The organism is Arthrobacter sp. 135MFCol5.1 (assembly GCF_000374865.1).
In the GTDB taxonomy this organism is placed as follows: Bacteria; Actinomycetota; Actinomycetes; order Actinomycetales; family Micrococcaceae; genus Arthrobacter.
In genome coordinates, this window is sequence record NZ_KB895465.1 from 17,672 (window position 1) to 35,247 (window position 17,576).

General features: G+C 64.1%; 18 protein-coding genes. 9 read left to right on the forward strand and 9 right to left on the reverse strand.

What is annotated here, in order from left to right; genetic code table 11:
* Positions 1 to 20 precede the first annotated feature (20 nt).
* The 5 genes from C563_RS0117190 to C563_RS0117210 all read right to left on the reverse strand — a co-directional run bounded on the left by C563_RS0117190 (position 21) and on the right by C563_RS0117210 (position 5,721).
* Entirely contained in the window at positions 21 to 872 is an 852-nt protein-coding gene (locus C563_RS0117190) for an aldo/keto reductase (protein WP_018763311.1), read from the reverse strand.
* A gap of 77 nt (positions 873 to 949) precedes the next feature.
* On the reverse strand, positions 950 to 1,849 hold the full coding sequence (locus C563_RS0117195; protein ID WP_018763312.1) for a helix-turn-helix transcriptional regulator: 900 nt from the start codon (positions 1,847 to 1,849) through the stop codon (positions 950 to 952).
* A 2-nt stretch (positions 1,850 to 1,851) separates the two neighbouring features.
* The gene (locus tag C563_RS0117200) at positions 1,852 to 2,739 is read right to left on the reverse strand and encodes an aldo/keto reductase (RefSeq protein ID WP_018763313.1); all 888 of its coding nucleotides are present in this window, start codon (positions 2,737 to 2,739) and stop codon (positions 1,852 to 1,854) included.
* Positions 2,740 to 3,657: 918 nt separating this feature from the next.
* Positions 3,658 to 4,515 (reverse strand): aldo/keto reductase, encoded by an 858-nt coding sequence (locus tag C563_RS0117205; RefSeq protein WP_018763314.1) that lies wholly within the window; start codon positions 4,513 to 4,515, stop codon positions 3,658 to 3,660.
* An 87-nt stretch (positions 4,516 to 4,602) separates the two neighbouring features.
* On the reverse strand, positions 4,603 to 5,721 hold the full coding sequence (locus C563_RS0117210; protein ID WP_018763315.1) for an alpha/beta hydrolase: 1,119 nt from the start codon (positions 5,719 to 5,721) through the stop codon (positions 4,603 to 4,605).
* A 235-nt stretch (positions 5,722 to 5,956) separates the two neighbouring features.
* On the opposite strand from C563_RS0117210, the gene C563_RS0117215 reads away from it, so the two are divergent.
* The 5 genes from C563_RS0117215 to C563_RS0117235 all read left to right on the forward strand — a co-directional run bounded on the left by C563_RS0117215 (position 5,957) and on the right by C563_RS0117235 (position 9,848).
* Positions 5,957 to 6,523 (forward strand): cyclophilin-like fold protein, encoded by a 567-nt coding sequence (locus tag C563_RS0117215; RefSeq protein WP_018763316.1) that lies wholly within the window; start codon positions 5,957 to 5,959, stop codon positions 6,521 to 6,523.
* Between the two features lie 213 nt (positions 6,524 to 6,736).
* Positions 6,737 to 7,603: an SDR family NAD(P)-dependent oxidoreductase gene (locus tag C563_RS21550; RefSeq protein ID WP_196803365.1), complete on the forward strand. Its 867-nt coding sequence runs from the start codon at positions 6,737 to 6,739 to the stop codon at positions 7,601 to 7,603.
* Positions 7,604 to 7,614: 11 nt separating this feature from the next.
* Positions 7,615 to 8,379: a hypothetical protein gene (locus tag C563_RS21555; RefSeq protein ID WP_018763318.1), complete on the forward strand. Its 765-nt coding sequence runs from the start codon at positions 7,615 to 7,617 to the stop codon at positions 8,377 to 8,379.
* Positions 8,372 to 8,866 (forward strand): DUF6644 family protein, encoded by a 495-nt coding sequence (locus C563_RS0117230; RefSeq protein ID WP_018763319.1) that lies wholly within the window; start codon positions 8,372 to 8,374, stop codon positions 8,864 to 8,866. The genes C563_RS21555 and C563_RS0117230 overlap by 8 nt, the downstream gene beginning before the upstream one ends.
* A 211-nt stretch (positions 8,867 to 9,077) precedes the next feature.
* Positions 9,078 to 9,848: an SDR family NAD(P)-dependent oxidoreductase gene (locus C563_RS0117235; protein ID WP_018763320.1), complete on the forward strand. Its 771-nt coding sequence runs from the start codon at positions 9,078 to 9,080 to the stop codon at positions 9,846 to 9,848.
* Positions 9,849 to 9,951: 103 nt separating this feature from the next.
* Here C563_RS0117235 and C563_RS0117240 read toward each other — a convergent pair whose 3' ends face one another.
* Positions 9,952 to 10,908, reverse strand: a complete 957-nt coding sequence (locus C563_RS0117240) for an aldo/keto reductase (RefSeq protein WP_196803366.1) — start codon at positions 10,906 to 10,908, stop codon at positions 9,952 to 9,954.
* Positions 10,909 to 11,116: 208 nt separating this feature from the next.
* Positions 11,117 to 11,782: an SDR family NAD(P)-dependent oxidoreductase gene (locus C563_RS0117245; RefSeq protein ID WP_018763322.1), complete on the reverse strand. Its 666-nt coding sequence runs from the start codon at positions 11,780 to 11,782 to the stop codon at positions 11,117 to 11,119.
* Positions 11,783 to 12,051: 269 nt separating this feature from the next.
* On the opposite strand from C563_RS0117245, the gene C563_RS21560 reads away from it, so the two are divergent.
* The 4 genes from C563_RS21560 to C563_RS21570 all read left to right on the forward strand — a co-directional run bounded on the left by C563_RS21560 (position 12,052) and on the right by C563_RS21570 (position 15,676).
* Positions 12,052 to 13,392: an MFS transporter gene (locus C563_RS21560; RefSeq protein WP_081624206.1), complete on the forward strand. Its 1,341-nt coding sequence runs from the start codon at positions 12,052 to 12,054 to the stop codon at positions 13,390 to 13,392.
* A gap of 65 nt (positions 13,393 to 13,457) precedes the next feature.
* Complete coding sequence (locus C563_RS0117255) at positions 13,458 to 14,360, forward strand: helix-turn-helix transcriptional regulator (protein WP_018763324.1); 903 nt, start codon at positions 13,458 to 13,460, stop codon at positions 14,358 to 14,360.
* Between the two features lie 25 nt (positions 14,361 to 14,385).
* Positions 14,386 to 14,763, forward strand: coding sequence for a cyclophilin-like fold protein (locus tag C563_RS21565; RefSeq protein ID WP_018763325.1), 378 nt, complete (start codon positions 14,386 to 14,388; stop codon positions 14,761 to 14,763).
* A 382-nt stretch (positions 14,764 to 15,145) separates the two neighbouring features.
* Positions 15,146 to 15,676 (forward strand): YbhB/YbcL family Raf kinase inhibitor-like protein, encoded by a 531-nt coding sequence (locus C563_RS21570; protein ID WP_018763326.1) that lies wholly within the window; start codon positions 15,146 to 15,148, stop codon positions 15,674 to 15,676.
* 25 nt (positions 15,677 to 15,701) lie between these two features.
* Here C563_RS21570 and C563_RS0117270 read toward each other — a convergent pair whose 3' ends face one another.
* Together C563_RS0117270 and C563_RS0117275 are read right to left on the reverse strand one after the other, a co-directional pair.
* Positions 15,702 to 16,589: an SDR family oxidoreductase gene (locus tag C563_RS0117270; protein WP_018763327.1), complete on the reverse strand. Its 888-nt coding sequence runs from the start codon at positions 16,587 to 16,589 to the stop codon at positions 15,702 to 15,704.
* 87 nt (positions 16,590 to 16,676) lie between these two features.
* Positions 16,677 to 17,564, reverse strand: coding sequence for a helix-turn-helix transcriptional regulator (locus C563_RS0117275; protein ID WP_231369921.1), 888 nt, complete (start codon positions 17,562 to 17,564; stop codon positions 16,677 to 16,679).
* Positions 17,565 to 17,576 lie beyond the last annotated feature (12 nt).

The following is a 17,576-nucleotide window of genomic DNA, read 5'->3' on the forward strand; positions in this document are numbered from 1 at the left end:
CCCTTCCTCGAAGTCGCAGATCAGGGCTCCGGGATTTCCAGGTCCCACGTTGAGGGGTCCACGTCGTCAGGATCGGGTCCGCCGCGCACACCGCGGTCAAGCGCGTCGATGGCATCCAGTTCTGCATCGCTGAGGGTGAAGTCAAAGACATCAATGTTCTGCGCGATCCGCTGAGCGTTGGTCGACTTGGGAATCACGGACCGGCCCTGTTGAAGGTGCCAGCGCAGCATGACCTGGGCCGGCGTTTTTGCGTGCGCCTCGGCGATACGGCCAATGGTCGTGTCGTCCAAAACGCTCGCGCGGTTTTCTCCCCATCCCGGGTAGAAGGTGATGCCGCCGATCGGTGACCACGCCTGCGTGACAATGCCCAGCTCGGTATTGGCACGCTGCACCGCAGGCTGGGTGAAGTACGGGTGCAGTTCCACTTGGTTGACCGCTGGGACCACATGGGTTTGCTCGCGCAATGCTGTCAAATGATGCGGCATGAAGTTGCTGACGCCAATGGACCTCACCTTCCCGTCTGCGAGGAGCTGCTCTAGGGCCCGGTACGCTGAGAGGGTGCGCTCGAAGTGTTGTGGCATGGGCTGGTGCAGGATGAGCAGGTCGATCTGCGTGACCCCGAGCTTCGTCGCGCTTTTCTCGAAGGCGTGCAGTGTCTGGTCGTAGCCGTAGTCGCTGACCCAGACCTTGGTCTCGATGAAAACTTCGTCCCGGTCAAGGCCGGAGCGGCGGATGCCCTCGCCGACCTCGCGTTCATTTCCGTAGCCTGCGGCCGTGTCAATATGCCGGTAGCCGGCGGTGAGGGCTGTTTCGACTGCAACTGCGGTTTCTTCCGGTGCACTCTGGAAGACGCCGAAGCCCAAGGCAGGCATGCGTACGCAGTTGTTTAGTGTCAGTGGGTTGTTCGGTGTCATTGGATTGTTCATGGGTCCTTCGGTAAGGAACGTCATCAGGATGGGGCGTTCGGGGCGGTGTGCATCGCGGGGTCTGGGTCTGCGGCTACGCTGGTCTTGGCCCAAGAGCCGAGAAGCGCCATCCGTTCTGCCGTGGGAGAATTTGGTTCGATCGTGTAAACGAGCATGGTGAGGCCGGGTTCGGTGGTGAGGTCGAAGGACTCGTAGCCGAATTCAAGGTCACCCACGCTAGGGTGCCGATATCTTTTGGTGCCGCGCTGGTAGCGGATGACGTCGTGGGATGCCCATAGCGCCCGGAACTCAGGACTCTGTGTGGAAAGCTGGCCGACGAGCCTGATGAGTTCCTCATCAAACGGGTCCCGCCCAGCTGCCTGATGAAGCAGTGCGACCACATTCCTTTTAGCCCGCTCAAAATCCACAAAAAAGTCCTGGGCTCGGCTGTCGAGGAATTGAAACCGCGCGGCGTTGAACAACTGGCCGCTTTTGGCCGGATACTGCAGACCATACAAGGCGGCCCCTAAGCGGTTTGTCGCGACGAAGTCCAACCGAGAGTTCTGCACTACGGCGGGCACAGCCATGGCGTCGAGCACCGCCTGGGTTCCCGGGGCAACCACCAACCGGCTCTTGGGACGGGTTTTTCGTCGAAGCGGGGACGTGCCGACTTCCACAAGATTCATCAGATGCTCGCGCTCGGTGTCGTCCAACTGCAGGGCGCGAGCGATAGCATCGAGGACCTCGCGGGAAGCGCCCCGCGTATTTCCTCGCTCGAGCTTCGAATAGTAGTCCGTGCTGACGCCCGCCAGATGGGCGACTTCTTCCCTGCGGAGGCCGGGGACGCGCCTGATGCCTGCGAAAACCGGCACACCCGCCTGCTCGGGGCTGATCCGTGCCCGCCGCGAGGTGAGAAAGCTGCTGATCTCCTCTTGAAAAGACATTTTCAGGCAGCGTCGATGGTGAGATCGATAACCGCAGGAGTTGCATGGTCCGGATCTATGGCACCTCGCCGACCGGTGTCCAGCGCGTCGATAGATGCCATGTCATCGGCAGTAAGCGCGAAGTCGAACACCTCGAAGTTCTCTACGATCCGCTCGGGCGTCACGGACTTAGGGATGGCGCTGCGCCCCTCCTGCAGATGCCAGCGCAAGATCACCTGAGCGGGCGTCTTTCCTCGGGCCTCGGCGATCATCCGGATTGTCTCGTTCTGCAGCGGAGGGACAGCACCGTTCTCACCTGCCCAGCCGTACACGCCGCCGATCGGCGACCATGCCTGTGTCACTATGCCGAGTTCCCCTTGCAGGGCGACTTGGTCTGGCTGCTGGAAATTCGGGTGCAGCTCGACCTGATTTACCGCCGGCACGACATCCGCCTCCTTCACGAGCGTCCGCAAGTGATCGGGCTTGAAGTTCGCTACCCCGATCGCCCGTACCCGCCCCTCGGCGAGCAGACGTTCGGCTGCCCTGTAGGCCGCAATGGTCTGATTGAAATTTTCAGGCCAGGGCCAGTGCAGCAGGTACAGGTCGAGATAGTCCACGCCAAGCTTAGTGGTACTGGTTTCGAAAGCGCGCAGTGCACTATCGAAGCCATAATCAGTCATCCACAGTTTCGTCGTCAGGAACAAGTCCGCGCGGTCCACTCCCGAGTCACGAATGCCCTGACCGACTTCGCGCTCGTTGAAGTAAGCCGCCGCAGTATCGATCAACCGGTAACCCGCCTGCAGCGCCGTTGACACCGCCGCTGTCGCCTCGCCGCCCTCGCTCTGCAATACCCCGAGTCCCAAAGCGGGCATCTCCACCCCGTTGTTCAGGGTGATCGCTTTCTCTGTCATGTCGATCCTCTCGTTCCACCATCAAGTCAACCCGCTGCCACGGCCTCCCGGAAGGGCGGGATGAACAGTGGTCTGCCAGACCACCCCGTGACCGCCACGAAACGCATTGCTGTCTGACGACTGCAGCCTTGGCTTGCTGCAGACTTGAGTGTGAGCCTCCTGGGATTGCAGGCGGCAGCCCAAGAAGGAAAGCGCTAATCCCCAAGCGCCCCTGAATGTGCTACCACCAGGTCCTCGCATCGGCTTGTAAACCCGTCCTTTCCTCTTTGGACACATGGCGTATCTGGCCGTGTCCATGAACTGCTGGGGACGGGCAGGGCCTTCCAAATAGCTGAACTCCTGGGCGCTTGCGCAGTCATCGTAAGCGCCGCATCCCACGACGCATGGCCATCGGTGGGAACGGATATCGATTGGCTCATAATTTCCGCAATCGCGCTTGTCCGTTTTAGTCCGGCCGAAATTCCGGAGAAGACTCCCGCCGGTGAGCTGGGCCCGAAGATACCGGAGCAACCAAGAGCACGGCCGGCCGGAAGGCACCGGGCGACAAGAGCAAGGCAGCCGCCCCCAGCAGCAGACCCGCGCAGAACGGCGGCGTCAGGGATGACCTTTCGCCCGTCAGTGGCTGGACCAACCGTCTGGCGACGAACGGCCCAGCAGGTGGGGTACGGCAATCGAGGCGGCGAAGACTTCAGCCGACCAGCCGGGGAAGCCCCTGAAGTGGGCCAGCAGCACGAGAGCGAGCCCGATGCCGCCGTCTCCGCCTTGAACCAGGGTCGCGGCGAAGAGGTAGTGGGCCAGAGACGGCGGCGAGAACTGCCGCCCGCGGCGTTTACCGTTTCCGGCGAAAGGCTTCGAACGCGGGTGGTGTCACCGAGGGAACCCCTGCTAACAGGACTTCCTCAAGCGTTTGGGTGAGGCCTAATTTCCTCTATATACGGGAAAGGAGCTGTGCTTGCCGTAGTCCACGTCACGCAGGCCCCGAAGCAAGTCCATGTCCGGGGTCGATATTTCGAAGTTGACTTCCGCGTTGGTCCGCATGTGTTCCGGGTTTCCGGTCTTGGGCAGCGACACGGTGCCCAGCTGCAGTGTATAGCGAATGCACAGTTGGGGAACGGACACCCCGTATTTCTTCGCCAGAGCTTGTACAGAGGCGTTCTTGAAAAGGGCGCCATGCGCGATTGGCGAGTAGGCCTCGACGAGGATCCCTTTGTCCCCGCAATAGGACAAGAGCTCGGAGGGCGTGTTGCCCGCGTGCACGAGAAGCTGGTTCACCTGCGGGCTGACCCTCGCTTCCGACAGAATGTTCTCCAGGTCTGGTCGCAAGAAGTTTGACACGCCGATCGAGCGCAGTTTGCCGGCTTGATAGGCATCCTCCAACGCGCGCCAGGCTTGGCGGTTACCATCGGCGTAGTCCCCGCCGCGAAAGTCGTCCCACGGCTGCGGGCTGTGGATCAGCATCAGGTCGATATAGTCGAGGCCGAGCTTCCGAAGTGAACCGTCGATGGCGGCGAGTGCCTGGTCGTAGTCCTTGATCTCCGCCGCCAGCTTCGTAGAAACGAAAATCTCCTCGCGCGGCACGACGCTGGACTTGACGCCCTCACCGACGCCGCGTTCGTTGCCATATGCCTGCGCTGTATCGATATTTCGGTAGCCGAACCCGACAGCGGCGCGGACCGCGTCGGCAGCCACTTCGTTTTCGATAAACCAGGTTCCCAGGCCCAGCTTGGGGATCGAAACCCCGTTCGACAATGTATACGTTTCGTTCAAAGTATTCATACGTCCACTTCTCTCATCGGTTCGGGTCCCAGTGGCCTGGGGCATTTACCGTGACCATACTGTGCGCGTCAGCGGGGGCGCGACGGTTTACAGGTGCTCATCAAAGAATGTGGCCAGCCTGTCCCACGGGATCAGGTCAGTCCTGTCGTAGAGATCCACGTGGCCTGCGCCGGGCACGATGTGCAGGTCCTTCGGCTCCGGGGCCCGCTGGTAGGCGTCCTCCGTGTAGTAGCGGGAATGGGCCTTCTCGCCGGCAACGAGCAGCAGCGGTCGCGGGGCGGTCAATTCCACCTGTGCCAGCGGCATGAAGGCCGTGATCGCTCCGAGACTGGTCAGGCTCAGCGGGTGGGAGCGCGGATGCTGACCGCGCGGAGTGGTGTAGTATTTCGCGAACTCGTCGGCTGCGGCCTGCTGTGAGGGCTTCAACGGAACCGCGTCCCCTGCGCCGTAGCGTACGTCACCGCCCGCGAACTCGGTCCATCGCTGCTCGGCGGCCTCGGCCAGGGCCTTGTGGCGCTCGGAAATGGTGTTCACCTCACCGGAAATCGGGGCGTAGCCGAGTCCATCGCGGTAGGCGCGTCCCATGTCGTACATGCTTACCGTGGCAACGGCCTTCAGCCGCGGGTCGACCTGCGCGGCGGCCAGTGAGAACCCGCCGCTGGCGCACACGCCAATCACACCAATCCGGTCACGGTCAATATCCCGACGTGTGCCGAGGTAGTCCACCGCTGCGCTGAAGTCCTCAACAAAGGCTTCGAGGGAGGCGATGTTACGTGGGGTGCCGCCGCTCTCGCCGTTGTAGGAGGCGTCGAACGCGAGCGTAACAAAGCCATGCTCGGCCATCGTTTGCGCGTACAGGCCGGAGGTCTGCTCCTTGACGCCGCCGAACGGGTGCCCGACGACCAGCGCCCGGGCTCGGCCGCGAAGTCCCTTAGGGCTGTACCGGTCGGCCACCAGCTCAATGCCGTAGCGGTTCTTGAACGAGACCTTCTGGTGGTCCACGTCCTTGCTGCGCGGGAACGTCTTGTCCCACTGGTTGTTCCATTGTGGCTCGGCCTCGGCCTCGGCGTGGGCGGCAGTGCCGCCGGCCGCTGCGAGCGTCCCGGTCGCCACGGCGGCTCCGGTCAGCTTCAGTAGGTGACGGCGCTGCAATCCACGCCCGGCCTGCTCGGCGCCGATCGGGTCACGGGATTCTGTCGGGGTCATGGTCCGCCTTTCTGGGTTCGTGGACGTCGACGCGCCGAGGCGTCGTCGAGCAGCCCTCCGTCCAGCCCGGAGGAACAGATCCTTCCCGGCCGTATAGCTTCCAGTCCATCGAACCTTGCCGATCACCGCACCGGGAGTCCCTCTCAGTACCCCTCACAACAGGGACTCCCAGACGATCGCTTCCCCCTGTTGTATTGAGGGAGTACTCCAAGGACCGACCCGGAAGGCCTCCACGATGCGACTGCCCACGACGGCCGGCGGTGCTGTGATCGCCTCTGCGCTGCTTCTCTCCGGATGCGGCGCCGCGCAGCCGGCCGAGCGCCCGTCCCCCACCCAAACCAAGGATGCCTCGCCCGGCCGGAGCGTCGAGCCGACCGGAGCGCCATTCTCCGCACCGCACTCCCCCGGGGCATCGCAGTCCCCGCCAGCGGACCAGGGAGTCGCAGGGACGGTCGTGCACTTTTCAGGCGGCAACACCGTAGTCAAGGTCGTCATTGACGAGGACAACCCCACGACTCGGTCGTTCCTCGCGATGTTGCCGATGACCTTGGCGTTCTCCGACTACGGCAGCAAGGAGAAGGTCGCCACTCCGACAGGGGAGTGGGACTTCACCAACGCCGAGGGCTTGGATCCACAGGTCGGGGATCTCTTCTCCTACAAGCCATGGCGCAACCTCGGATTCTTCTACAACACCGACGGCAACGCCTTCTTGAATGACCTGGTCAGGGTTGGAAAAACCGCGGACATCGACCAAATCAAACTGCTGGACGGGCAGCAGGTCACCATTACCGTCGCAGGCTGAACAAAAGGAAAGAGAATGAAGCTCCACCCGACTTCGCTGACCAGACGTGGCCTCCTGCTGACCGGAGCGGCGCTAAGCGCAGCTGCATTGGCTTCCTGCAGCAGCGCTACCACGCAGGAGACCGTGGCGCCTGCGCAGACGGGTCCCATCGCCGATCGCACGGAGACCTCAGGAGACACCGCCCGTGCCCACGGGGGCCCATACGGTGCGGGCGTGTACAACACCAGACAGGTCGCCGACGAGCTGGCGTGGATAGACGAGAACGTCCACCCGTTCGATGGCAGCAGCAAGCGCATCCTCATCACCGGCTCCACCGCCGGTGCCGGTCAGCTGACCGCGGCCTATCTCCTCAAGCGCCGGCACACGGTCGTCGTGCACGCCCGGAACGAGCAGCGCGCCGCCGATGTGCGACAGGACCTGCCGGGTATTGACGACGTCGTGACCGGCGATCTGCTCGACCTCGACCAGACCAGAGCGCTGGCCCAGCAGATCAACTCCATCGGCGCATTCGACGTCATCATCCACAACGCCGGCGAGTATGGGCTTCAGGACGTGGAGCTGCTCAACTCCAACTCCCTCTCCCCCTATCTCCTGACCGCGCTCGTGACCCCGCCACGGCAGCTGATCTACCTCACCTCCGACCTCCACCTCTCCGGAGACCTGAAACTCGACGAAGTGCGCTCCGGCAGCGGGATCAGCTACGGCGACAGCAAGCTCCACATGGCGATGATCGCCACCGCCGCGGCCCGCTTCTGGCCGGACCGGCAGATAAACGCCGTCGCCCCCGGCTGGATCCCAACGCGCATGGGCTTCCACAACGGAAACACCAGCACACCCGACAGCCTTCGCGACGGCTACATGACCCAGGTCTGGCTAGCCGAGGGGACCGAACCCGGCAGCGACGTCACCGGCGAATTCCTGTTCCACCAGCGGGTTGAGGCCCGCGTCAACAAGCTCGTTCACGACACCCAAGCGCAGGACAGCCTCTTTGCCGCCTACGCCGAACAGACAGGCGTCTCGTTCCCGGCAGCAAATCTACCCCCCGACCACAAGGCCGCCAGGCGAGAGCCGACAGCCTGAGAGGATCGACGATGACCGTCTCATTCCACACTGACAGGCCACTCCGACGTGGCATTCTGGCCGCGGCGGCTCTCCTCACAGCCGTCGTCATGTCTCTGGCCCCGGTGTCACCGGCCGCAGCGCACCACGGCTGGGACGGCTTCGAGACCAACAATCTGGTCTACGTCGCTGGCAACGTATCGTCTGGGGGAAGCTGGGGCGATCCGCATTCGCTTTTCGACGTGACACTCGATGCCCAGCTCCCAGCCAGCACGCCCGATCTGCCTATCCCCGAGCAACTGTCAGGACCGGAGGACAGCAGCCGCGTCAAAGCCGCATCAGCGTACCGCGGCCCCCACAACGAACTCGAGGTCATCATCGCCCCGCCATGGTGGTCAAACAGCAACGGGTTGGGCAGATCCCTGGAGGTCGGAGAGCGCTTCCAAGGCGTCGGATACATCAACAGCACCGATGACGGTCTCTTCCGTCCGGTCGTATTCTGGTTCGGAAACAACAACGCGCCCGTCAACCAGGTAATTGGAAACACGCTCCCGGTCAGGGCGCCGCTGCCAAGCGATGCTCCTTCCGGCGGGCAGTCAGTCGGTGGGCCGTCCGCGGCAGAGGATCCCGCCGAGATAGCTTCTCCGGCCAACGATGCCGACGTCCTTAATGACAGTGGCGCAGAGACATTGGTTGTATGGACGGTGTTCGGTGGGGTCCTCGCGGCCGCGGTCGTGGGTGGCGTGTTCTACCTGCGCCGCCGTACCCGCCAGGATGAACGGACCCCGAATGCCTGAATGGCTTGACGCAATTCTCGGTTGGCTACAGGACTCCACACTCGGTGATGCCGTACGTTCCACTCCCTTTATGTACGCGACGCTCGAGAGCCTCCACATTCTGGGGGTAGCGGTCCTCGTCGGGCCGGCCTTTGCTTTCGACCTCCGGCTTCTGGGCGTTGGACGCTCGCAGGTTCCCGTCACGAGGGCAGCACACTATCTCCTGCCCGTCTCCCACCTCGGACTGGCCACCGCCGTCGTGACAGGCATCCTGTTGTTCAGTGCCCAGGCCGTCGGAGTCGCAGGCTCAGGAGCTGCACCGTGGAAGCTCGGACTACTGCTCCTAGCAGGCTTGAACGTCCTCGTATTCCACCGCGGCGTCTACCGGCGAGTCGACGAGTGGGCGGACGTTGCGCCGACGCCGGTCGCCGCCCGCGTCTCAGCAGTCGTATCAATGACGACGTGGACCGGCGTGATCTTCGCCGGGCGATTCCTGGCCTACATCTGACCGTTATTCCAACCGACAGTTGGGGCGCAAAGCTACCCCGGAGCGTGCCGGCCCGTCCACCCGCAAGGTCCGCTCGTAGCAGAGCCGGTCGTCTAGCCGCAGGCGCCGTCATCGGCGTGGGTGTCCTCGACCATCCGACTTGAAGCTGGCCGTCCGCAGTGCTACTGCTTCGTTTATTTGAGGCCCATCCATTCACTACAAGGAGAGAAAAGTGCCAGAACTTACCTACGACTTCACCGGCAAGACCGCATTCGTCACTGGAGGCAGCGCCGGCATGGGAGAGGCAACCGTCCGCGCCTTCGCCGAGGCCGGCGCCAACGTCGCGATCGTCGACCGCGACGCCGACTCAGCAAACGCCCTCGCCGAGGAGCTGACCCTCGGGGGACTCAAGGCAATCGCGATCGCGTGCGACGTCACCGATGAGGACCAAGTCGCCTCCGCCGTCCGCACCACCGTTGAGGCCTTCGGGAGCCTCGACATGGCATTCAATAATGCCGGCATCATGCTGCCCCCGGTCGACTCCGCCGACGAGACCGAGGAGGCCTTCGATAAGATCGTCGCGGTCAACCTCAAGGGCGTCTGGGCCTCAATGAAGCATGAGCTGAAGCAAATGCGCCACCAGGGCTCCGGGGCGATCGTCAACTGCTCGTCCCTCGGCGGCCTCGTCGGCGGCAACGGCCGCACCACCTACCACGCCACCAAGCACGGCGTGCTCGGCCAGACCAAATCCGTCGCACTCCAATACGGCAAGCACGGGGTGCGTGTGAACGCCGTCTGCCCAGGCACCATCGAAACACCGATGGTCGCCCGGATGGCCGCTGGTGGTGAGCTCGACCGGGATGCGGCCGCAGCCGGCGTCCCGCTGGGGCGGCTCGGCCGCCCCGATGAAATAGCCGCCGCAGTCCTGTGGCTATGCTCGGACGCCGCCAGCTACGTCACCGGCGCGGCTCTACCCGTCGACGCCGGCCACACCGCGCAGTGACCATCCCAGAAATGGGTGATGAAGGGCCCCGAGACCGCCGGACTCGGGGCCTTCATCACCTCTGTATCTCGTAGCTTCGGCGCTAGTAGCGGCGCGTCTACGCTCAAGGGACGTTATGTCCCGCCGCTTTGATCAGCCCGTACCACTCGCTGCGCATCAGCGCTATATCGGACCCCGCCGCAGCTTCGGCCACGCGCCGCGGCTTGGTGGTACCGAGCACGACCTGCATGCCCGCAGGATGCCGGGTGATCCATGCGACGGCGATCGCCGTGGGCGTCACCTGATACTTGCTCGCGAGGCGGTTGAGTTCGGCATTCAGCTCGGGATAGTCCGGTGAGTTGAGGAAAACCCCATCCTGGAAACCCTTCTGAAACGGCGACCAGGCCTGCAGAGTGATCCCGTTAATCCGGGCATAGTCGACCAACCCGCCCCCGTCACGGGTTACCGAGTCGCCTTGGTCCGCCATATTCGAGGACAGTCCTTGGGCGATGATAGTGGAGTGCGTGATCGACAACTGAACCTGATTCGCCACGATCGGCTGGCTTACCGCGGTCCTCAGCAGGTCGATCTGCCGGGGCGTGTGGTTGGACACGCCGAAGGCGCGCACCTTCCCGCTCTCTTCGAGGTGATCGAAGGCTCGGGCGACCTCCTCAGGCTCCACTAGAGAATCGGGGCGGTGGAGCAGCAGCACGTCCAAGTAGTCCGTGCCTAGCGCCTTCAACGAGTCCTCGACTGAGGACACGATGTGCTCGTAGGACTGGTCATAGCCCCACGGGGCGTCAACGATGCTGGTCTTGGTTTGGAGGGCAATCTCCTCGCGCTCGGACGGGCTAAGGCGCAGGGCCTGGGCGAAGCGCTGCTCGCACCGGTGAAAGCCGCCGCCTGGGTGGTTAAACCCATACAGGTCGGCATGGTCGAAGAAGTCGATACCAGCTTCCCGGGAGGCCGCGTAGAGGGCTCGGATCTGGTCGTCGGAGTCACCGGCGATACGCATCATTCCTGCAACCACATTGGGCACCTTCAGGTTAGTGGTTCCGAAGGGGACGGTCTTCAAGGGCATTCCTCTCGTGGGCGGTGAGATGCGCGGAAGCGCTCAGGCGGTCGTGCCAGCATAGGGCGGGGCACGAGCGGATGGTGGCGAGGGCGTCAAGCAGCTCCCGCTGGAAGTCAGCGCTCCGGGCGCCCGTGGGCGGCCTGCGTACGGAACCGTGGCGACAGTACCCGTCCGTCGAGGCAGTTGGCTCTGCGATGACCCGCGGAGGACGCCCTCATGCGCTCTCTTCACCGACGAAGGATCGGAAACGACCACGATCGCGGTGCAGAGAGAAGATCCGCTCAGCCAAGGCATCGGGCTCGTGGTCGGGCTCGCCGCCGCCGATCCCGCGGGGGATGATCAGTTGGGCGACGTGGATGCCCTCGGGGGCGAGGGCGTGGTGGATCATCCGGGCGTAGGCGCTTTCCCCGGCGAATGCGACCGACGTGCCGGTCACGTTGCCGTTCGGAAACACAGCGCTGGAGCCGTTGATGAACAGGATCGTCCCGCAGCCGAGCTCGCGCAGGCCAGGCAGGAGGTGCTGGACAGCGGCCACCGGCCCGTACACGGACTGCTCGACGGGGCCCACTAGGTCCTCAGCAGTGGTTTCCAGCACAGGCTTCATGAAGTCGTTGGCCGGGACGGGGCTGTACTGCAGGATTTCGATCGGGCCAAGGTCAGCCACCGCAGCGTCTAAAGCTGCTCGGAGGGCTTCGGGGTCACGGACGTTGGCTGTGTAGCCGCGGGCAGCGATGCCCTCAGCGGCCAGTCCGGCGGCGAGCAGCTCGACGTTGGCCTGGGTCCGGGAGATCAAGGCGACGGAATACCCTTCGCGGCCGAAGCGGTGTGCCGTCGCCCGCCCCAAGCCAGGGCCGGCTCCGACGATCGCGATGGTACTCATGAGGATTCCTTCCGTCAGGCTTCAAAGGTTGTGGAGTCAGCAGCTCAAGCGCGCCAGCCGTCGAACCGGGTCTTGGCCGCGGCACAGCCACCCGCCCACGCCTCAACACTAGGTAGCTCCAATCGCGGGAGGGAGTCCCTCCGAGTACCTCCCTCAACCGGGACTCCCTCCCGCGAAGAAGACGTGGTCTCTTGGATAGTTGGGCACGCTTGTCACCACATTGGGGCCGCCCAAATCCCGTCATCGATCCGAAAGATGAAGTTTCCGCTATGCCAAAAACTTCCAGACCATCCCCCAACGCGCCCCGTCTGCCCCTGCTGATCTACGTTCTCGCCGTCGGGGTCTTTCTGATGGGGACCACCGAATTCATCGTCGCTGGCATCCTTCCTGATATCGCCGCCGACATTGGCGTCCGCATCACCGACGCCGGACTGATGATCACAGTGTTCGCGATCGGCATGATCATCGGAACCCCGCTGATGGCCATCGCGATGCTCAAGCTTCAGCGCCGCCTCGCACTCTCATTGGCCCTCGTCGTATTCGCAATCGGCCACGTGATCGTCGCCCTCACCTCGAGCTTCCCCCTCATCCTCGGCATGAGATTCGTTACCGCGCTGGCAACCGGCGCGTTCTGGGCAGTCGCAGCTGTGGTGGCGGCGAAGGCCGTCGGCCCGAGGCTCAGCTCGCGTGCCCTGGGCACCGTTCTCGGCGGCGGCATGCTCGCCAACGTCGTTGGCGTACCCCTCGGCGCGTTTGCAGGCCAAGGCATCGGCTGGCGCGGACCCTTTTGGGCATTGGCTGTCCTCGCAGTGATTGCCATGCCCCTAATCTTCAAGCAGATACCCATCGACCCCGCCGGAGGCCCGGCACCCTCGGTCAGGACCGAAATCGCTGGGCTGAGCGATGTGCGCATCTGGCTGGTCCTCTGCGGTGCAGCCATCGTGTGCGGATCCTCCTTGGCCGCCTACAGCTTCATCTCCCCACTCCTTATGCAGAACAGCGGCATGGCCGCCTCGGCGGTACCGATGGTGCTGTTCATTTATGGACTCGGCGCTCTCATCGGCTCTAACCTCGGCGGCCGCTTCGGTGCACACCGCCCGTACGAGGTCCTGTTCATTTCCGCCGCGGCGACTTTCCTGGTCCTTGTTTGCTTGGCACTGTTCTCCCACTCTGCGGTCGCCACCGTGCTGCTGGTATTCCTTCTGGGACTGTTTGGTATGTCGACTAACCCGATTCTCATCGGCAAGGCCGTTGGCTACGCCGACGGAGCGCCCACGCTGGCCTCCGCGCTTGCCACCTCATCATTCAACGTAGGCACCGCAGTCGGTTCCTGGATTGCCGGCTTTGCACTCGAGTCCATGCTCGGAGCCACCGGGCCAGTGCTCGTCGGTGCCGCCATCGCCGTGCTGTACTTCCTCCCGCTAACCGCCATGGTCCTCAAGGACCGACACCACGCAGAGCTCGTCGCCTCCGCAGACAGACGCGTGCAGGGCCAATCGGTTGAGCTCAACGCCAGACCACCCCGTCAAGAACTTGGCGACCCCCCGATTGGCGCAACGCGAGGCGAGGCGATCTCTCATGTCCTTACCGAGGCCGACTCCCGCCGGTAACCTCGTGGGACAGGGGTACCGATAGGGACTCCCTGGGCCAAGGCGTCCGGTTTAGCCTTAAACCTATGGACAATAGGTCGGAGGTACGCGAATTCCTCACTTCCCGCCGGGCGAAGGTCGACCCCAAGGACGTCGGCCTGCCCACGGGCACGAACCGACGGGTAGCCGGCCTCCGCCGTACCGAAGTCGCGGTCCTCGCGGGGGTGAGTGTGGAGTACTACACCAAGCTGGAGCGAGGCGCGATCAGCGGCGCCTCACCGGAAGTACTGCACGCGATCGCCAAGGCGCTGCTGCTTGACGACGCCGAGCGCGCGCATCTGTTCGACCTCGCCCACGCCGCAAGCCCGGTGGCGCGGCCTCCGCGGCGGCGGAGCACAAAGGGCTGGATGCCGCACCCAAGTCTGCAGTGGATCCTTGACAGTGTGACCGCCGGTCCAGCGTTCGTCCGCAACGGCCGGATGGACTTGCTCGCGGCCAATACCCTGGGCCGTGCGTTCTACAAAGACGCATACGACATGCCCGGCCAACCACCGAACATCGCCCGGTTCACATTCCTGGACGAACGCTCGTACGCGTTCTACCCGGACTGGGATTCCTTCGCCCAAATCACCGCGTCCATTCTGCGCACTGAAGCGGGCCGCGACCCCCACAACAAGGAACTACACGACCTCATCGGGGAGCTCTCGACGCGCAGTAAGGAATTCCGCCGGCTGTGGAGCGCACACGATGTCCGCCATCACGGCACCGGGTTCAAGACCTTCCACCACTCAGTGGTCGGCCAGATGACCTTGGCTTTCGAAGGTATGGAAATGGAAGCCGAGCCCGGCCTGACCCTGACCATCTATTGCGCCGAGCCGGGCACGGACTCGGCCGATCGGATGCGGCTGCTCGCGTCCTGGGCGGCCAGCGAGGACAGCGACACTAAAATGATCGATGTCGACAAGCAGCGCACCGAGACTGGCAGCTGACTGCCCAGAACGAGGAACCACCGGTATGAAAATCACCATGCGCGTCGGCGACCACATCGTCGCCGGAGAGCTTTACGACAACCCCGTAGCCGACCAGATCGCCGAGCTACTCCCCCTTGATGCCGCGTTCGATGACTTCCACGACCAAGAAAAATTGACGCGGCTGCCTCGAGCCCTAGACATCAGTGGCGTGCCGCGAGCAGACGAACCTCAGGCCGGCGAGATCGGCTATTACGCGCCGGGGACCTCCCTCGTCCTTTACTACGCCAACCCTGGCCGCTGGCCCGGACTGGTACGAATCGGCCGATTCGACCAATCGCCCGACCGGCTCCGGGCCCTTCCCGACGGAACGCGGATCGTGATCTCCACGGACGAGAAGGCAACTACGCGAAGAACGCGTTGAGGCCGGCGAACCTCGCCCGTGCGGGGTACTGTCCAGCCTGCCACACCCCAACCTGACGTCAGGCAGCCGAGATAAACCCGTCAGAATAGAGTCACTTACGGCACTTCCTGACACGTCGTAAGCAAGGTCTTAGCCCTCAACCTGACGAATTACCAAGGCACACCCTCACCAACGCGGGCAGGTCACCCACCAGAATCCCCGTCCAGGCAATTCAGTGCCTGCTGTATCGGGTCCCCTCCTCAGGTCCCCGGCGCCGCCGGCACGGCGCGAACGGCTGAAGATCGCGCCGGCGGAACCCCGGTTCGGGGCTTTGCAGCTTGCCCTATCGCAGGGTACTAAGCATACTGATGAAACACCACTGAATGAGTGCGACAGGAGACACATGAATCTCGAACAGGACCCCTATTCCCGCCTGCCTCAACTTCCCGAGTTCACGCTGTCCAGCACAGACATTTCCGACGGCGAGAAGCTTCCGGTTGCGCAAGCGAGCGGCAAAATGGGAATAGAGGGAGGCAAAGACCAGTCCCCCCAGCTCGCCTGGGAAGGATTCCCGCCGGAAACCCGCAGCTTCGCGGTCACCGTATTCGATCCCGACGCTCCCACCGGCAGCGGGTTCTGGCACTGGGCGGCGTTTAATCTTCCGGTATCCACCACGTCCTTGCCCTCGGGTGCGGCAGATTCCGGGCTGCCAGCCGGCGCCGTGCAGTTGGCCAACGACGCCGGCATGCGCGGTTTTGTGGGGGCTGCTCCCCCACCCGGCCACGGCGTGCACCACTATCACGTCGTCGTTCACGCCGTTGACGTCGAACACCTGGACATCCCGGCCGATGCCAGTCCTGCCAACCTCGGCTTCAACCTCTTTACCCACGCAATAGCGCGGGCCCGGATAGTGGCAACCTTCGAACAGCCCTAGCAGGCGGCCTGGCGAACGAAACAGGTCACTCCTGTGGGGCAGCCACCCAGCCCGCAGTCAGCCCGGTGACCCGGCTGCCGTCCAGGTCGGCCAGTTTGGTGGCCACGAAGTCGTGCGCCCAGGACGAGGTCTGGATCCGGAAGGCCGGCTCAGCGCCTTCCATGGTGGACAGCACCACCGCCGCGACATCCGCCGGTTGCTGCGCGCTGCTGCTGGCGAACTGTGTGCTGGTTCGTTCCAGGTAGGCCGAGATGGCAGGGGTGTAGGAGCCGGCCGTTTCCAGCAGGGCCGGGACATCGATCCCGGCGTTCGCCACGAAATTGCTGGACACGGCACCGGGTTCAATGACGTGCACCCCGACGCCAACGGTCTTGGCCACGGGCTGCAGGCTTTCCAGGAATCCCTCAACGGCGAATTTGGCGGCGCAATAGGCTTCGTTGAAGGGCTGGCCCACTATCCCGCCCACCGAACTGATGGTAACGACACGTCCGCCGCTCTCACGCAGGTGCGGCAGGGCGGCGCGGGTCAAGGCCACCACGCCAAAGAAGTTGACCTCCATGGCGCTGCGGAAATCTTCCAGACCCAGCATTTCCACCGTACCCACCGCCGCACTTCCGGCGTTGTTGACCAGCACGTCCAGCCGGCCGTAGGAACTGATGCAATACGCAATCTCACGGTCGATGTCCGCCGTGTCCGTAACGTCAAGCCGACGAATGTCCAGGGATACTCCGGCCTCATCGGCCGCGGCCCGAAGCGCGTCCGCGCGCTGCAGGTCGCGCATGGTGGCAATGACCGTCCAGCCTGCCCGCGCGGCCTCCACCGCGGTGGCAAGGCCTATGCCCGTGGACGTTCCGGTAATCAGCACCACACCCTTGGCCGGCGTAGGTGACGGGTCAACGTTCTGATCGCTCACGGGCGCTCCTTGGTGCTGCTGGTGCTTGGGCCATTGGATGCCTTCAGTTTCTCCGGCGTCCCCGGATCCAGCAAGGTGCAGGCTGCCTTACCCCTTCCGCTCCGCCCGGTACGCGCTGGGGCTGACGCCGTGCAGCCGGCGGAACTGGCGGGAGAAGTAGAACTGGTCCTGCAGCCCCACCTCGCGGCCCACCTGCGCGATAGTCAGGCCCGTGGTATCCAGCAGGTGCCGCGCCCGCGCCATTTTCAGGGCCGTGTGGTGTGCCAGCACTCCCCCGCCGGTCGCCTCCCGGAACAGCTTGCTTAGGTGCGACGACGAGACACCCACCAGCGCAGCCAGGTCAGCCAGCCGGATGGCACCGTCCGCCCGCTCCTCCAGGTAGTTCATGGCCTGCTGCAGCGGCGTCCCCTTCTCCGGAACCCGGCGGTCCACGGCCAACATGGCCAGCAGCTTCCACGCCATTCCCGCCGTGGCCACCAGGCGGGCGGGTGACTGGTCCTTCTCCAGGGCGCTGACGATCTCATCCAGCATCGCCGTCAGCCGGTCTGCCGCCACCACCGGAACAATGCACCGCCCGGGCCGGACTCCGGCGCTCTCAACCAGCTCCGCCGCATCCGTTCCGCGGACGTGGCACCACCAGATCGTCCATGGATCATCCCCGGCGGCACCATACGCGTGGGCCTCGCCATTACCGCCGGGAAGGACGACGGCGGTCCCCTTGCCGACGTCGGTCCGCACACCGGCGGTTTCCACCCACCCGCGCCCGTCAACACACAGGATGACGATGGTTTCCTCCGCGCCCCGCGGCCGGTAGCGGCCATGGTCCGCGGCGGCGGGAAACAATCCTGCGTCAGTGACTACCAGGCGCCGGGTGATGGGACGGTTGAGGGCTTCACGGACCAAGGGCCGGGGAACCACAACCAGCCGCTGGTTCTGGAATCCATGCGCCCGTTCCACCTTCATCCCCTCCGTCACGAAACGTCCATC

Coding starts and splice junctions, on each gene's coding strand:
- C563_RS0117190 (WP_018763311.1), bottom strand. CDS start 872: ATGCCTGCCTTGGGCTTCGGCGTCTTCCAGAGTGCACCGGAAGAAACC.
- C563_RS0117195 (WP_018763312.1), bottom strand. CDS start 1,849: ATGTCTTTTCAAGAGGAGATCAGCAGCTTTCTCACCTCGCGGCGGGCA.
- C563_RS0117200 (WP_018763313.1), bottom strand. CDS start 2,739: ATGACAGAGAAAGCGATCACCCTGAACAACGGGGTGGAGATGCCCGCT.
- C563_RS0117205 (WP_018763314.1), bottom strand. CDS start 4,515: ATGAATACTTTGAACGAAACGTATACATTGTCGAACGGGGTTTCGATC.
- C563_RS0117210 (WP_018763315.1), bottom strand. CDS start 5,721: ATGACCCCGACAGAATCCCGTGACCCGATCGGCGCCGAGCAGGCCGGG.
- C563_RS0117215 (WP_018763316.1), top strand. CDS start 5,957: ATGCGACTGCCCACGACGGCCGGCGGTGCTGTGATCGCCTCTGCGCTG.
- C563_RS21555 (WP_018763318.1), top strand. CDS start 7,615: ATGACCGTCTCATTCCACACTGACAGGCCACTCCGACGTGGCATTCTG.
- C563_RS0117230 (WP_018763319.1), top strand. CDS start 8,372: ATGCCTGAATGGCTTGACGCAATTCTCGGTTGGCTACAGGACTCCACA.
- C563_RS0117240 (WP_196803366.1), bottom strand. CDS start 10,908: ATGCCCTTGAAGACCGTCCCCTTCGGAACCACTAACCTGAAGGTGCCC.
- C563_RS0117245 (WP_018763322.1), bottom strand. CDS start 11,782: ATGAGTACCATCGCGATCGTCGGAGCCGGCCCTGGCTTGGGGCGGGCG.
- C563_RS21560 (WP_081624206.1), top strand. CDS start 12,052: ATGCCAAAAACTTCCAGACCATCCCCCAACGCGCCCCGTCTGCCCCTG.
- C563_RS0117255 (WP_018763324.1), top strand. CDS start 13,458: ATGGACAATAGGTCGGAGGTACGCGAATTCCTCACTTCCCGCCGGGCG.
- C563_RS21565 (WP_018763325.1), top strand. CDS start 14,386: ATGAAAATCACCATGCGCGTCGGCGACCACATCGTCGCCGGAGAGCTT.
- C563_RS21570 (WP_018763326.1), top strand. CDS start 15,146: ATGAATCTCGAACAGGACCCCTATTCCCGCCTGCCTCAACTTCCCGAG.